Source organism: Amycolatopsis sp. GM8 (genome assembly GCF_021653975.1).
Taxonomy (GTDB): domain Bacteria; phylum Actinomycetota; class Actinomycetes; order Mycobacteriales; family Pseudonocardiaceae; genus Amycolatopsis_E.
On record NZ_JAJKFK010000004.1, the window covers coordinates 256,817 to 270,841 of the forward strand.

General features: G+C 65.5%; 14 protein-coding genes. 12 read left to right on the forward strand and 2 right to left on the reverse strand.

Annotation, left to right across the window (positions count from 1 at the left end; all coding sequences use genetic code 11):
• Nucleotides 1-4: 4 nt before the first annotated feature.
• Nucleotides 5-391 carry a helix-turn-helix domain-containing protein gene (locus LOZ83_RS19795; RefSeq protein WP_236792335.1) on the reverse strand — a complete coding sequence of 129 codons (387 nt, stop codon included), beginning with the start codon at nt 389-391 and terminating at the stop codon, nt 5-7.
• A gap of 154 nt (nt 392-545) precedes the next feature.
• Here LOZ83_RS19795 and LOZ83_RS19800 point away from each other — a divergent pair, with 154 nt between their 5' ends.
• From LOZ83_RS19800 to LOZ83_RS19835, 8 genes are all read left to right on the forward strand, one after another.
• A complete protein-coding gene (locus LOZ83_RS19800; RefSeq protein ID WP_236793491.1) occupies nt 546-1,502 on the forward strand; it encodes an NADP-dependent oxidoreductase in 957 nt (318 codons plus the stop codon).
• A gap of 1 nt (nt 1,503) precedes the next feature.
• A complete protein-coding gene (locus LOZ83_RS19805; protein WP_236792336.1) occupies nt 1,504-1,692 on the forward strand; it encodes an NIPSNAP family protein in 189 nt (62 codons plus the stop codon).
• A gap of 124 nt (nt 1,693-1,816) precedes the next feature.
• Nucleotides 1,817-2,380, forward strand: a complete 564-nt coding sequence (locus tag LOZ83_RS19810; protein ID WP_236792337.1) for a dihydrofolate reductase family protein — start codon at nt 1,817-1,819, stop codon at nt 2,378-2,380.
• A 445-nt stretch (nt 2,381-2,825) separates the two neighbouring features.
• The gene (locus LOZ83_RS19815; RefSeq protein WP_236792338.1) at nt 2,826-3,389 is read left to right on the forward strand and encodes a hypothetical protein; all 564 of its coding nucleotides are present in this window, start codon (nt 2,826-2,828) and stop codon (nt 3,387-3,389) included.
• Entirely contained in the window at nt 3,386-6,013 is a 2,628-nt protein-coding gene (locus LOZ83_RS19820) for a caspase family protein (RefSeq protein ID WP_236792339.1), read from the forward strand. Before LOZ83_RS19815 ends, LOZ83_RS19820 begins: the two co-directional genes overlap by 4 nt.
• 194 nt (nt 6,014-6,207) lie before the next feature.
• Nucleotides 6,208-8,037, forward strand: coding sequence for a hypothetical protein (locus LOZ83_RS19825; RefSeq protein WP_236792340.1), 1,830 nt, complete (start codon nt 6,208-6,210; stop codon nt 8,035-8,037).
• A 51-nt stretch (nt 8,038-8,088) separates the two neighbouring features.
• Nucleotides 8,089-8,949 carry a recombinase family protein gene (locus LOZ83_RS19830; protein ID WP_236792341.1) on the forward strand — a complete coding sequence of 287 codons (861 nt, stop codon included), beginning with the start codon at nt 8,089-8,091 and terminating at the stop codon, nt 8,947-8,949.
• Nucleotides 8,927-9,202: a hypothetical protein gene (locus LOZ83_RS19835; RefSeq protein WP_236792342.1), complete on the forward strand. Its 276-nt coding sequence runs from the start codon at nt 8,927-8,929 to the stop codon at nt 9,200-9,202. Before LOZ83_RS19830 ends, LOZ83_RS19835 begins: the two co-directional genes overlap by 23 nt.
• A gap of 343 nt (nt 9,203-9,545) precedes the next feature.
• Here LOZ83_RS19835 and LOZ83_RS19840 read toward each other — a convergent pair whose 3' ends face one another.
• Entirely contained in the window at nt 9,546-9,896 is a 351-nt protein-coding gene (locus LOZ83_RS19840) for a MerR family transcriptional regulator (RefSeq protein WP_236792343.1), read from the reverse strand.
• 90 nt (nt 9,897-9,986) lie between these two features.
• Here LOZ83_RS19840 and LOZ83_RS19845 point away from each other — a divergent pair, with 90 nt between their 5' ends.
• The 4 genes from LOZ83_RS19845 (at nt 9,987) to LOZ83_RS19860 (ending at nt 14,008) form a co-directional block, all read left to right on the forward strand.
• Nucleotides 9,987-10,886, forward strand: coding sequence for an NAD-dependent epimerase/dehydratase family protein (locus LOZ83_RS19845; protein ID WP_236792344.1), 900 nt, complete (start codon nt 9,987-9,989; stop codon nt 10,884-10,886).
• 495 nt (nt 10,887-11,381) lie between these two features.
• Nucleotides 11,382-11,585 carry a hypothetical protein gene (locus LOZ83_RS19850; RefSeq protein WP_236792345.1) on the forward strand — a complete coding sequence of 68 codons (204 nt, stop codon included), beginning with the start codon at nt 11,382-11,384 and terminating at the stop codon, nt 11,583-11,585.
• A gap of 670 nt (nt 11,586-12,255) precedes the next feature.
• Nucleotides 12,256-12,651, forward strand: coding sequence for a RidA family protein (locus LOZ83_RS19855; RefSeq protein WP_236792346.1), 396 nt, complete (start codon nt 12,256-12,258; stop codon nt 12,649-12,651).
• Nucleotides 12,652-12,721: 70 nt separating this feature from the next.
• Complete coding sequence (locus LOZ83_RS19860) at nt 12,722-14,008, forward strand: acyl-CoA dehydrogenase family protein (RefSeq protein ID WP_236792347.1); 1,287 nt, start codon at nt 12,722-12,724, stop codon at nt 14,006-14,008.
• The last annotated feature ends 17 nt before the right edge of the window (nt 14,009-14,025 follow it).

Sequence of the window (14,025 nt, forward strand, 5' to 3'; positions counted from 1 at the left end):
CATATCAGCCGCGCACCTTTGACTCGCATTGGGCGGCTGTGACGTTGTCGATGTTGTCCTCGACCCAGGTCCGCAGTTGGCGGAGCGGGACGGCCGCACTGCGACCGAGAGTCGTCAGCGCGTACTCCACGTGCAGCGGCACCGCCGGATAGACGGTCCGGACCACGAGGTCGGACTCCTCGAGACGGCGCAGGGTCTGAGTGAGCACTTTGGGGCTGACGCGCTGCAGGCGACGCTGGAGTTCGCCGAATCGCAGCGGGCCATCCTCCAGCGCGCCGATGGCCAGCGCGGACCACTTGTTGGCGAGCAGGTCGAGCATGGCCCGGCAGGGACACTGAGCCGCGTACACGTCGTGGTCGCTGTGCACACCGGTCTGACAGCGCGTCGTCATGAAGCACCTCTCAACTGCATACTTCCCAAAGGGAAGTAGTGATCCTTGCGGGTAACTATATCTTGCTGGATATCGTCGGCTGGTACCGCGAAGGCCACCCGAACGGCCTTTCATCACCTTTCCCCGTAGGAGTACAAGCATGTCCGCGTCCTCGATGCGCGCTGTGGTCCAGCACGAGCTCGGTGGTTCAGAAGTACTGCGGGTCGAGCAGATCGCGCGACCTGAACCGCTGCCGACCGAGATCTTGGTGCGAGTGCGCGCTGCTGGCGTCAACCCCGTGGACTGGAAGACCCGTGCCGGCAACGGTATGGCCGGCGTGCTGGGCGAACCGCCGTTCGTCCTGGGCTGGGACGTCTCCGGTGTGGTGGAACAGGTCGGCTTCGGGGTGACCACCGTCAAGCCCGGCGACGAGGTCTACGGCATGCCGTGGTTCCCCCGCGCGGCGGGCGGTTACGCCGAGTACGTCACCGCGCCGTCCCGGCAGTTCGCCCGCAAGCCGGCGACCATCAGCCACGAACAGGCCGCCGCCGTGCCGTTGGCCGCGCTCACCGCGTGGCAGGCGCTGGTCGATACCGCCGATGTCCAGCGCGGGCAGCGTGTGTTGATCCACGCGGCCGCCGGCGGCGTCGGGCACTTCGCCGTCCAGTTCGCCAAGCACCTCGGCGCCCACGTCATCGGCACCGCCAGCAGCCGCCACCACGACTGGCTGACCAAACTGGGCGCGGACGCGCTCGTCGACTACACCGCCGTGCGCTTCGAGGACGCCGTGCGGGACGTCGACGTGGTCATCGACCTGGTCGGCGATGCGCACGACGACACCAGCACCCGGTCGCTGAACGTGTTGCGCCCCAACGGTCTGCTCGTGGCGATCCCCGCTGGTGTCTCCGCCGAGCTGGCCGCCGCGGCCGAGGCCAAGGGGCTGCGGGTCAGCGCGTTCCTGGTCGAGCCGGACGGAACGGCCCTGACCCGGATCGCCGGCCTCATCGACGCGGGCGAGGTGTCCGTTGAGGTTGAGGCGGCCTTTCCGCTGGAGCAGGCCGCCGCAGCCCACACCCGGGGCGAGAGCGACCGCACTCGGGGCAAGCTCGTTCTGACGATGGGGGAGAACTGAGATGTTCTACGAGATTCGCCGGTACCAGACTCGGCCCGGCCGCCGCGCCGAGTGGGTGCGCTACATGGAAGGGACCGTTATCCCGTTCATGGAGTCTCAGGGCATGTCCGTCACCGCGTCATTCGTCGACGAGGTTGCGCTGACCGCTGGACGCACCATCATGATCACGACGAAGTCCCTCGTTCTGTGACGGATTGTTTTGAAGTCGCCGATCACGGCCCGCGCTTCGAGTTCGTTGGCCCAGGCGTCGCGGTTCAGGCACTCGCGGTTTCGTTCTAGACTCCCGAGACCGAGTGACAGAGAGGCATGGCGCCATGCGGAAGCTGGTCTACGGCATGAACCTGTCCCTGGACGGCTACATCGCCGCGCCGGGCGACGACATCGGCTGGAGCGAGCCGAACGACGAGCTGTTTCAGTGGTGGCTCGACCAGGAGCGAGCGATTGGTCTGTTTCTGTATGGGCGAAAGCTGTGGGAGACCATGAGCTCCTACTGGCCGACCGGCGATCAGCAGCCAGGCGCCACCCCGGCGCAGGTCGAGTTCGCACGGAACTGGCGGGATACGCCGAAAGTGGTGTTCTCTTCGACGGTCGACAAGGTCGATTGGAACACCCGTGTGGTCACCGGTGACGCGGTCGAGGAGATCACCCGGCTCAAGGCCGAGGACGGCGAGCCGATGAGGGTTGGTGGCGCAACGCTCGCCGGCGCGGCCATGCGGGCCGGGCTGGTCGACGAGTACGAGATCGTGACCCATCCGGTGCTGGTGGGCGGCGGCACACCGTTCTTCACCGCGGTGGACAGTTGGGTGAACCTGAACCTGGTGGAGACACGGACGTTTCCCGGCGGCGTGGTGCTGACCAGGTACGAGACGCGGCGGTGAGCGCGATGTCCCCGATAGTCGGGCCGCTCGACCGTGCCGAGGTGTACGCCATTCTCGACCCCGCCCGTAGGTTTGGTTGTCGGTGTCCGAGAGTTGCACACTAACCACAAGCTTCTGCCGCCTGGTTGAGCGTCGTGTTCGGCGGACGGCTTGAGTGCGAGTTCGGGCCCCATGAGATTCCGACAGCTATCACACCAATTTGTCCTGCCCGATGGACTCCTGATCCGAGCCGACTTACCGCTAGCGGGCCAGTTGAATCGGATGCTGGAACGCCACCCCGAGACGACGGTCGCGTGGTGCCATACAGCTGCTTCGCGGCGCGTGGAGCCGCAGCGACAGCACGAGGTGCAGGCCGGGTTACGGGGACGCAACCCTGCCTGCACGCGGACACCTCCTGGCAGCTGCTGGATCTCGCACTGGAGGACAGCGGTGCACCCGGGCCGACATGGGCTTCCTGATCGAGCACATCCCAGACTGCTTCGTACTAGGGACCGATCTGGTGGGCAGGTCGGAGACCTGGCTCGAGCGGGTCAAGCCTTTGCGGCGATTGCTGGATGGGCTGTCGAAAGGCGGCGCGAGAGGCCGCAGCGGCGAGAACGTCCGGCGGTTGTGGTGGGAAGGTAGCGGAACGCGAAGTTCGTGCACGAGAATCGAACTCCAGTCAGTTGGCGAGATGGGGACGTGGATGTCGGACTCAGTGGATGAGCTTCCGTTCTTGGTGACGATCGACGACGAAGCCGACGTGAACGGTGGGGAAAAGGGAATCTTCCGGCGGAACCAGGAGGAATTCGCCGTGCGGAAGGTGCCCGTCGACGTGTTGAAAAAGAATGTCCAACAGGTAGTCGAGGGTTTGCGTGAAGTCCTCGAAGGAGTCGTTGAGGGGGCTGGCGTCCTTCCGCTGAAAACCGCCCAGGTAGCGTTCGAGGTCACCGCGACCGGCGGCATCACGCTCGTGGGTACGGCGCAAGTCTCAGGCAAGGGAGCCATCACATTGACCTTCGGTCAATGAACCGGTCGCCGTTTCGGGCGCTGTTGATCGGTGTCCCGCACTACCGGGACGAATCGATCGCCGATCTTCCGTTCGTCGATGACGACCTGGACGAACTGGCGCACGCCCTGGAGGAGGCCGGGTACGAGGTCGACCTCAACGCCCCCGACGAAACTGATCTCTCGCTCCTTCAGTACCGCGTCGAGAAGTTCGTCGAAAACGCCGCTCCCGGTCAGACGTTGTTGATCTATCTCAGCGGTCACGGCATCCATCAACAGGGAATGGACTACCTGGTGCCTGCCGGCGCGATGACCGACGCGCACGACTTCGCCGGGATGTGCCTGCCGATCGACTTCGACAAGTATGTCGAGAACAGCGCGGCCTCCTCTGTCGTGACATTCGTCGACGCCTGCCGGGAAGGCATCACCACCCCAGCGAAGAGCGTAGCCGTCCAGGGCTGGACCAAGCGGCAGGTGGCGCACGTGGCAGCGCAGCGCATCGCCTACCTGTATGCCTGCTCGCCGGGTGAGCGAGCCGGCTACAGCAGTGATGGCTTCAGCGTCCTGTCGAGGGCATTGAGCACCGTGCTCCAGCAGCGGCTCCGGACCGGGAGCCTCGCCGACGTGATGCCGGCGCTGCAGCGGGAGGTCGACTCGCTGACGCGTGAGCAGCAGCTGCGGCGACAGAACCTGCGGTTGCTGACCGAGGTAGACCGTGACGAGCTAGTGCTGGTTCCGGCCCCGGCCCGGCATCCCGCCGGTCATGGACACGAATGGTCTGCGCTCGCCCGCGAACACACTGCCTGGACACTGGTTGCGGACCGGCCGGGGGTGGAGGAGCTGCGGGACGCAACCGTGGACCTGGTGGAGCAGCTCGCCGCGCGCATCCCGGACATGTCGGAGGATCCCTGGTACGAACATGGATTCGCCGCGAGGACCACGGTGCGGACCCAATGGCTGGTCAGCAAGGTACTCGACCCGGCCACGGTCGGTCTGAGAGCCGCGGAAGCGGCGCTGCTGGTGGCTCTCCCGTTCCTGCACGAGTACTACTGGTTGACGGTTGCCGCGGGCGCCTGGACCGCGGTGCGCGATGGGGAGGGGTCGCAGGCGGAGCAGTTCTCCCGTTTCGTGGCGGGCCATCCGCGGCTCCACCGGCGGCTGGAGTCGGGCGACGGAGCCGAGGAGATCCGCTGGTGGCTCTTTCACCGGTGGCTGGTGACCCGGCCGGATTCCCACCTGGGGCACGAAGATCTGCTGAGCTTTGAGCTCAATGGCCTGGCCGCCGAGGTGTTCGATCCCAGGCATCTCGCCGCGCTCGTCTGCTCGGTGCGCATGGATACGACGGTCCTCGTGTCCTCGGACCGGGAGAACAGCTTGTGTGAGCGCAGGCTCGTCGCCAGCTCCCTCGATCTGGAACAGGAGGTGCGTGAGCGCCTGATCGCACTGGTGATCGCCACAGCCTACCGGTTCGCCATCGCCCCGGCGAGCCTGCCCGACGTTGTCGCGGACCATCTGGGAATCGTCCATTCGATCGATCTGCCGGCCCTGCACGCCACCGTCGCCGCCGCAACCTGGGAGAAACGTGGCAGAAGCCGGGTATTGAAGGCACGTTGCCAGCACCAGGCGGTCGGACAGGCGCTGACGGAGCACGCGAGCTCGGTCGACGAGTTCCTCGGGCAGGTCGATGCACTCGCCGACCGGTACGAGGCGCTGAAGCCGCTGGCCGGCCTGCCCACAGGGGCGAACGCGGATCTCGTCCGGGGCGCACCCGGTGCCTACGACGGGGCGTTCCGTTTCCGACTGGCGGACGACCGCGTGCAAGAATTGCTGACCGGCGAGCAGTTGTACGGCGACGCGACCCTGGCGGTCAGAGAGCTCTACCAGAACGCCCTCGACGCGTGCCGGTATCGGCGTGCCCGGCTTGCTTTCCTCCGGTCGACGGGAGCCGCTCCGCAGCCCTGGAAGGGCCGGATCTCGTTCCGGCAGGGAGTAGACGAACAGGGACGCCCCTACCTGGACTGCGTCGACAACGGTATCGGGATGGGCCTCCGGGAACTGGTCGACGTGTTCTCGTACGCGGGCGTGCGGTTCCACGACCTGCCCGAGTACATCGAGGAACACGCGCAGTGGCGGGAAGCGGGGATCGAACTGTTTCCGAACAGCAGGTTCGGGATCGGCGTGCTGAGTTATTTCATGCTGGCCGACGAGATCAGCATTTCAACGTGCCGGCTCGATCGGAAGGGCAGGCCGGGGCGGCGGCTCAGCGTGAGCATCGCCGGGCCCGGGACGCTTTTCAAAGTGCAGGACCAAGGGCGGGGCGAGGAAGCGGGGACTCGGGTCCGGTTGCACCTGCGGATGGGAGTAGGACAATTCTCGTGCGCGGATGTTCTGCGGAGAATCCTGTGGATCAGTGATTTCGACGTCGAAGCGCGAGGCGTCACCGGTGAACTGGGCTACGGGGCTGGAGACCTTTCGGATGATGCGCCGATAGGGGCGAATGACCCGCTCGCCCCGACGCCCAGCGACTGGTCAAGCGGGTGGTGCCGACCAGCGACCCGGCGATCTGGTGGTGCGACGGCAAAGGTGGCCTGCTCGCGGACGGAATCTGGGCAGGGAGTGCGCTCCACGGTGTCGTGGTCGATCTGACCGCGGCGCACGCCCCTCAGCTGACGGTGGACCGCACCCACCTGATCTCCTACGACCGGTCCTGGGTGGAGCAGGCGCTGCTGGCTCAGATCCCACACCTGCTCACCTCCGAGGCGGGCGTCCTGTCCCACGAATGGCTGGCGAACTTCGTGCTGCACAGCCCTCATGTCGCGGACGAGATCTTCGCTCGCGCGGTGGCGGCGAACTTCGCGCCCTGGGTGGTCGCCGGGCGTGAGGTCTCGATCGGGCGAGCCGGCTGCTTCCCTGCGGACGACCACCTGTTCCGGAGTGACCGGAACCAGTTCGAGGTCGTCGACCAGTTGCCAGCTCGCGTGCTGGGATGGCGGCTGGAGACGAGGCCGGAGGCTGGTACGGCAACCGCGGGTGGGGGCGTCGCCGGGGACATCGTCGCCCGCCCATCCGACCACATCCTCCTTTCGAGCCGGATCAACCCCGATGAATCGAGACCACTGGCGACCAGGTCTTCGTGGCTGTCAAAGCTCTTGCCCGTACGGCTCGGACACCTGGTGTCCGTTTCGCTCGCGACGAGGAAGCCAGTGCCCGAGCTCGCCGGTCGCTTGCGGGACCTGGGATTCGAACTGGAACTTCCCGACCACGTCCCCGCCGATTTGGCGGATGGGGATGTGATTCTCCTCAGTGAGAAGTGTGACGGGCGAGACCCGTGGCTCAGGTTGTCGTCGAAGGTAGGCGCCGGACACCTGCTGGCCGCGGCCGCCGCGACCGGGCGCACTGTCGCTCAGGTCGCCGACCGGCTGACGCGGTTCGGGTACCGCGTGCCCGACGTCGAAGCTTTCCCGCTCGCTTACGACCGGAACGACCTGGTACTGGTGAGCGTGAACCAGGATGGGAAATCGCCTTGGCATGCCGGAGACTGGGTGCAGTTGGGGCATCTGCTGGCCGGTGCGCTCAAGACCGGGAGGTCACCCCGCGAGGTCGCGGACAGATTGAGGCTGTTCGGATTCCATATCCCGGCAGCGGAGGAAATTCCGGACCGTGTCGAGCAGTTCGACCCCCTGCTACTGAGCTTCGGCCTCACCGGCAGGTCCCCCTGGCTTTTGCCCAGGTTTGGGGTCACCGCAGGCCGTGTCTTCAGCCTGGCTGCGGACACGGGAATCTCGCCACCCCTCATTGGGGCGAGACTCCATGCACTCGGTTTTCGCCCGCCTGAACTGCCGGAAATCCAGCCGGACGACGCGGTATTGATAAGCCGGGATCTCGACGGCCGCGCGCCTTGGCTGAGTGTGTGGGAGACGGTCCCGTGGGGCCACCTGCTGGTGGCCTCCCAGCTCCTCGGTCGATCGCCCGAGGAGGTGGGCAAGCGGCTGGGCCTGCTCGGTTACCAAGTGGAGACGCCCGGTTCGCACTCGTTCGACGGCGGGGATCCTGGTGACAAGCTCCTTGTGAGCATGCTCCGGAACGGCAGAAGTCCCTGGCGGAGCGTCGACAAACCCCTCACGATCACCGAGGTCCTCCAGATTGCGAAGGAGTCCGGGCGGCGCAGGATCGACGTCGCGAAACGGCTCGGGCGACTCGGATACGAGGTTTCGGAGTCATCTCTGCTGCCAGAGGAGTCGGAGGTGATCGACCAGTTGATGATCCTGCCGGACCAGAACCTTCGTGGCGCGCGGCCACTGGACATCGAGCGGGTGGTGCCGCCGGGGCACATCTACGCCACCGCCCGGAACCTCGGCCTATCAGTGCCCCAGGTGGTCGCCGGGCTGCGCCGGTTCGGGTTCCGCATTCCTCCGCTTCCCGCTTACGAAAGGAAGATCACTGAGGACGAGGTCCGTCTCCTCAGCAAATACCTGAACGGAAGGTCGCCGTGGCTGCCGGCCGAGGAGCCGGTGCCGCCCGCACACGTGGTGAGAATCTTGGCGGCGGGATGGGAATTGCCGCGAGCGGTCGAAGGACTGGCGATGTTCGGCATGCGGATTGCCAAGCCTTCCCGCTCGCGCTTCGGCCATGCCGACAACGTCATCCCGAAGTTGTCACGTGGCAGGTAGTACGACGGGTCAGCTGCGCTGGGCAAAGCAGCCGAAGGCTACCGGCTGCGTGTGCTCGCACTGGATGACGAGTGTGCGGCTGTAGCACGGCGGATCTTCGGGGAGTATCTCGACGGTCTCGGTGACCGGGCGACTGCCAACGGGCTGAACCGTGATGGCATCGCGTGTCCGTCGATGAACCGGCCCGAGGAGAATCGGCATAGGCTCGCCGACGGCTGGCAGGGCAGCATTGTGCGCTCGATCCTGGAGAATCCCCGCCACACCCGCTACGTATTCTTCGGTCGCTGGACGAAGAAGGAGACCTTGCTCGATCCGGACGACGTGGCGGCGGGACACGTTGTCCGGTCCCGTCGCTCGGCGCCGGAGCGGGTGGTTCGCTCGCGGACGCAGGCGCATCCGGAGATCGTGTCGGTAGAGATGTTCACGCAGGCACAGTTGCTGCGGCGCGCCAAGTCAGCGGGCGGCTTCGCGACCGCGCGAAAGTCGGAGCGCAGGGCGTCGGGCGTAGCGCGGACATACCTGTTGCGCCGTCGTGTTCGGTGCGTAGCGTGCGGCCGGAAGATGCGGGGCGAGACCGTACGCGAGTCCGCCTACTATCGGTGCGCGGCGCGGACGATCGCTCCAGGCTCTCCGCAATTGGCGGACCACCCAAAGACGGTGAACCTGCGCGAGGACACAGTGGTGTCAGACATCAATGTCTGGCTGATGCGGGTTTTCGCACCCGAGAACGTGGACACGACGGTCGCAGGACTGCTTGATGTTCGGAGCTTGCCGGATGCCGGAGCAGGCACCGCGACCGCACGGAAGCGGCTAGCGCATACTGACGCCCGCCTGCGGCGATATCAAGCCGCCACCGGATCGGCGCGTAGACCCGGCCGCGCTGGTGGACGTGATCCACCAGGCTCAAGCTGAACGTGCGGCGGCGCTCGCCGAACTGGCGAATACGCCCGAGGAGAAGCGAATCACCGACGCAGAGGTCTATGCGATGATCGACTCGCTTGGTGACGTCGCGACAGTGCTCACGGCGAAAAAGCTGCCCACGCTCGAATGGCTATACCGTCGGCTGGACCTCGAACTGCGCTACAAACCAAAAGAACGGACTGTCGATGTGACGGTCCGTCCCCGTGTGGTTAGCGCGTGTGTCCGAGGGGGAGTTGCACGCTAACCACACGCCTGCAGTTCGCTGTGTGATGTCCCGAAACACGGGTGTCCTCCTGACAGTCCGCTCTGTGAGAGTTGAGGAGGGTGCCGAACAATCGACCAGTTCATCTCAGGGAATCCGCGCGGTCGTTAACCTGCCGTTGCGCGCGGTGGACCAGCGGCAAGCAGAGCTAAGGGGCCGGTCGGTCACGGCACTTCCACGCCCCGGGCATGGACCTCGTCGCGTTATTACACCGCCGAGTCGACGCGATGCTTCACAGCCGTGCGCCACATCGACGCGGCCCTCTTCGCCTGACCGCTCTCCACTCGAAGCACCGGCGACGGATCGTGAGCCCGGACGTAAACGGTCAGGACGGCTGCTGGCTCAGGAACGCGGTGAGGGCATCCCGGGTCTCGAGAAGTCGATGAGCCTTGTCATCCATCTCGTCGCGGATCTCCGTCACCCGGGCCATGATCCCAGAACACTCCCCCTCGAGCGGACCGGCTTCGCCCGTACACGGCAGGACGCGTTCAATCAGTGTCATGGGGAACCCCAGGTCGAGCAGCGACTTGATGGTCGAGACCACACCCACCGTCGCCTCGTCATAGTCACGATATCCATTGGGCCGCCGGACGGACGATATCAAGCCGAGCTCCTCGTAGTACCGCAGGGACCTCGGACTTGCTCCGGACGCCCGGCTCAGCTCGCCGATCTTCATGCCCCACGCTCGCTTCCACTTGACATTGACACCGATGTAAGAGTTTAGCGTGCTGGTTCGACAGCGAAACCGCTGAGGAACGGAATCACCATGAAGGTCTTCATCACCGGCGGGACGGGCTATCTCGGCACCGTCCTCGTCGAGCACCTCGTCACGGCCGGACACGACGTCGCAGCCCTTGCCCGCTCGGACGCCGGCGCCGCCCGCCTGCACGAGGCGGGTGCCACACCTGTGGCTGGGTCGCTCAGCGACACCGCCGTCCTCACGGGCGCTGCGGCAGCGGCCGATGCCGTCATTCATGCCGCGGTCGACTACACGATGACCGACGAATCGACGGCGACGGAACTGGCCGCAGTCAAGGCGCTGGTCGCCGGCGCCGCGTCCGGGACTGTCCCGAAGCCGTTCGTGTTCACCAGCACCGGGCTGGTCTACGGGTTCGAGGAGGACCAGGACACGTCGGAGGATGCTGTTCTGCCGGAGGTCAGCGCGCAGCCGGTGAAGGTCGCGGCTGAACGCATCGTCCGCGGCGAGGCAGGCATCTCCGGCATCGTGATCCGCTCCGGGCTGGTCTTTGGCCGCGGTGGCTCCGCGCTCGTGACGGGACTGATCCAGTCCGCCCAGCACACCGGCACGTCGATCTACGTTGGAGACGGGGAGAACGCATGGACCCCCATCCACATCGACGACCTCGCCGACCTGTACGTCGCGGCGCTCGAACACCCGGTCTCTGGCGTCTATAACGCTGTCGGCGCCGTGCCGTTCGCGTTCCGAGCGCTCGCTGAAGCGATCGGAGACCTGACCGGGAAGCCGGTGGCATCCGTGCCGCTCGAGGTCGCGGAACAGAACTTCGGACCGGCCGCCCGCACCCTGACGACGACGAGCCGCCTCGATGCGTCCAAGGCCCGCGACACCTTCGGCTGGAGTCCCGCGCCGCGATCGCTGACCGACGATGTCCGTTCCGGCTCTTACGCCGAGGCCGCTGCGAGATGACGGCCTGATGGACCATCTTCCTAGTGCCGCGTCACGCAACGTTGGGTAGGTAATCCGGACGGCGGACCTTTGAGCCGACCGCGAAGTGGCGTTTGGGGCGGCAATGCCGGTTGCGCCAACGGAGATAGCCGGCGTTCGCGGCTTCCTGAACGTTATGAGAGGGATAGTCGCTGCCATCCCACTCGGTGACCTGGGCCTTGGCGTGTGGCTTGTAGTTGTCGCAGCTCCGCCTCCGCTTCCCAGTCGGGGAGCGGAGGCGGAGCTGTTTGCAAAAGTCGAGGAACTGCGGCCGGCGTTTGCGGTCACGGTACCGGTAGAACACCTGCCCGAGACCAGATCCAGCCTGGCGAACATCTGCCGCATTCCGGCCTTCCGGTTATGAGTGGCGCGCAGTCGGGCTGGTTGGCCACGCCGGAACCAGCCGTGACCAGAGCGGGGTTGCGGGTTCAGTGGCCCGAACTCGTCGACACAGATCACGCGACCATGGGTGGGTGGATGGTCATACAGGTCCAGGATGCGGGCCATCTTGGTGGCGAAGTCCGGGCAGCGGCGGAGACGCTGAAGAAGCGACTCGCGACAGCGGAGACACGGCTGCGTCGTCTTCAAGCGGCGATCGAAGCCGGTGTCGATCCGGCAGCCCTGGCCGAGTCGATCAGCGAGGCGCAAGCACAGCGCACCACCACCCAACACGATCAATGACGCTGAGCTGTACGCGAGGATCGACCCGCTCGGTGACGATGGTACTGCGTTGAAGTACGCGAACCTGGATGCCCTGGAACGACTCTACGACAAGTTGAATGTTCAGCTCGAATGCGAACCAACAGGACGCACCGCCATCGCTTCGGTGTCGCCCCGTGTGGTTAGTGCGTGTGTCCGAGGGGACTTGCACACCTGTTCGTTGCATCCGCGCACGGGATGCGTGTTCATGCGATTGACCATAGCTGGAGTCAGTGCTTGACTGCCAGTCGGATCAGTTGGCTGGGAAAGAATATTCGACCATTTGCTAGTGCGTGGCAATACTGCTGCTCGCCGTGCTGCACGGTCCGCTTCATTGTTCTGATGCAACTTGAGGCTTGCGGTGCTGAGAACGTGGTTTGGGCGCCAGCCCGTTAGGCAGCACTGCGACTCGCGGGCGCGGTTCGTCCTGCGCGGGAACAGATTCCTCGCGGCCGCCGGAGCCGGTTCGTCGGACCTGCTGTTCTGCGCGCAACCGGTTTCGTGCCGCGACGATCTCGCGAAGCGTCCGCCGGCCCTCCGCCGCCAACCGCTGATGACCTGCGGCTCGGCCAGTCACGGCCGCCGGTCTGCAGCCTTGTGCCACCTTGACACGCCCGCTACATTGAGACCGAATTCAACTTCAGGAGCGCTCATGGTGGCGAAGACGCCTGCGAACACGAACTCACGTAAGGGCATGTCCGGAGCGGTGCGTGTCGGCGACTTGATCTTCCTTGCCGGCCAAATAGCGTTCGATGAGAACAGCGACGTCGCCGTGGGTGACATCGAGGCCCAAGCCACGCAGTGCTTCCGCAACATCGAACGGGAGTTGGCCGAATTCGGCGCGACCCTCGACGACCTGGTCGAGGTCACGGCCTTCGTCGCGCACCCCTTCAACCTCGATGCCTATGTGCGGGTTCGAACCCAAATGTTCTCGCCGACCCACCCGCCGGCGACCACGAGTGTCGTAGCCGCGCTCGGATCGCCCAATTGGCTGGTCGAGGTGAAGGCCATCGCAGCCATTGGCCCCTGGACCGAGAACGCAGAATAGAGTCGGAAAGCTAAACAAGATATCGCAGGGAGACGGCGAATTCAATGCATGACTCGTCGGTGGGTACGCAGTGAGCTGGGACTTCAGTACGGACGCCGAGACCGAGGCGGAGCTGGTATGGACCCGTGAGTTCATCGATACACAAGCGATTCCTCTGGAGGCGCTTGCCCTGCCTGTCAACGAGTTCGACCGTGCGGCCGCGCCGCTGATCGACCAGGTCAAGGCGCGCGGGTTGTGGGCGGCGCACCTAGGACCTGAACACGGTGGAACCGGACGCGGACAGTTGCGCTTGGCATTGATGAATGAAATCGTCGGCCGATCGCGGGTAGGTCCGATTCTGTTCGGCACCGCACCACCGGATTCAGGAAATCTGGAACTACTTGCCGCGCACGCCTCCGCAGAACAGCGAGAGCGGTACTTTACTCCGCTACTGGATGGGACGGCTCGATCCTCAGTCGCGATGACCGAGCCCGGGGCTGGTGCTGATCCGACGTTGTTGAGTTCCCACCTGGAGCGCTCCGGTGACGGCTGGGTACTCAATGGGCACAAATGGTTCGCGACGAACGCGTCGCTCGCGGACTTCCTGTTGGTGGTAGCCGTCACTGATCCTCAGGCGCCGCCGCAAGAACGGGCCACTGTTGTGATCGTCGATCGAGACACGCCTGGCGTGGAGGTTCGGCGGGATATCGCGTCAATGGAGGATCCCGATCCATTGCCGGGGCAGATCGAGAATCACTGCGAAGTGACGTTCACCGACGTGAAGTTGCCCGCGAAGGCTGTGCTCGGCCGGCGTGGGCAAGGTTTTGCCATGATGCAGGAACGGCTCGGTCCCGCTCGGGTGCATCACTGCATGCGGTGGATCGGCCAGGCCCAGCGGGCACTCGACATGCTGTGCGAGCGCGCGACCTATCGCTATTCGCACGGCTCGACCCTGGCTGACAAGCAAACCGTCCAGAACTGGATCGCCGACTCGGCCGCCGAGATAGCCGCCGCCCGCCTGCTCACGCTCCACGCCGCCTGGCGGATCGACACGGTCGGGTCCAAGGAGGCGCGCAAGGACATCGCACTGATCAAATTCTACGGCGCCAAGGTCCTGCACGACGTGATCGATCGCGCCATCCAGGCTCACGGCTCGCTCGGCTTCTCCGCAGACCTGCCGCTGGAGGCGATGTACCGCCGCGCCCGCGCCGCGCGTATTTACGACGGTCCCGACGAGGTGCACCGACAGAGCGCGGCGCGCCTGCTCCTGCGGGACTACAAGCCACCCGCCGACGGCGTACCGCTCGAGTACGTTCCGCGCCGTCGCGAGGCCGCCCTTCGCCAGTTCGCAGTGGACGAGCCCGGCGGCACCAGCTAACGACGTTTCACAACGAA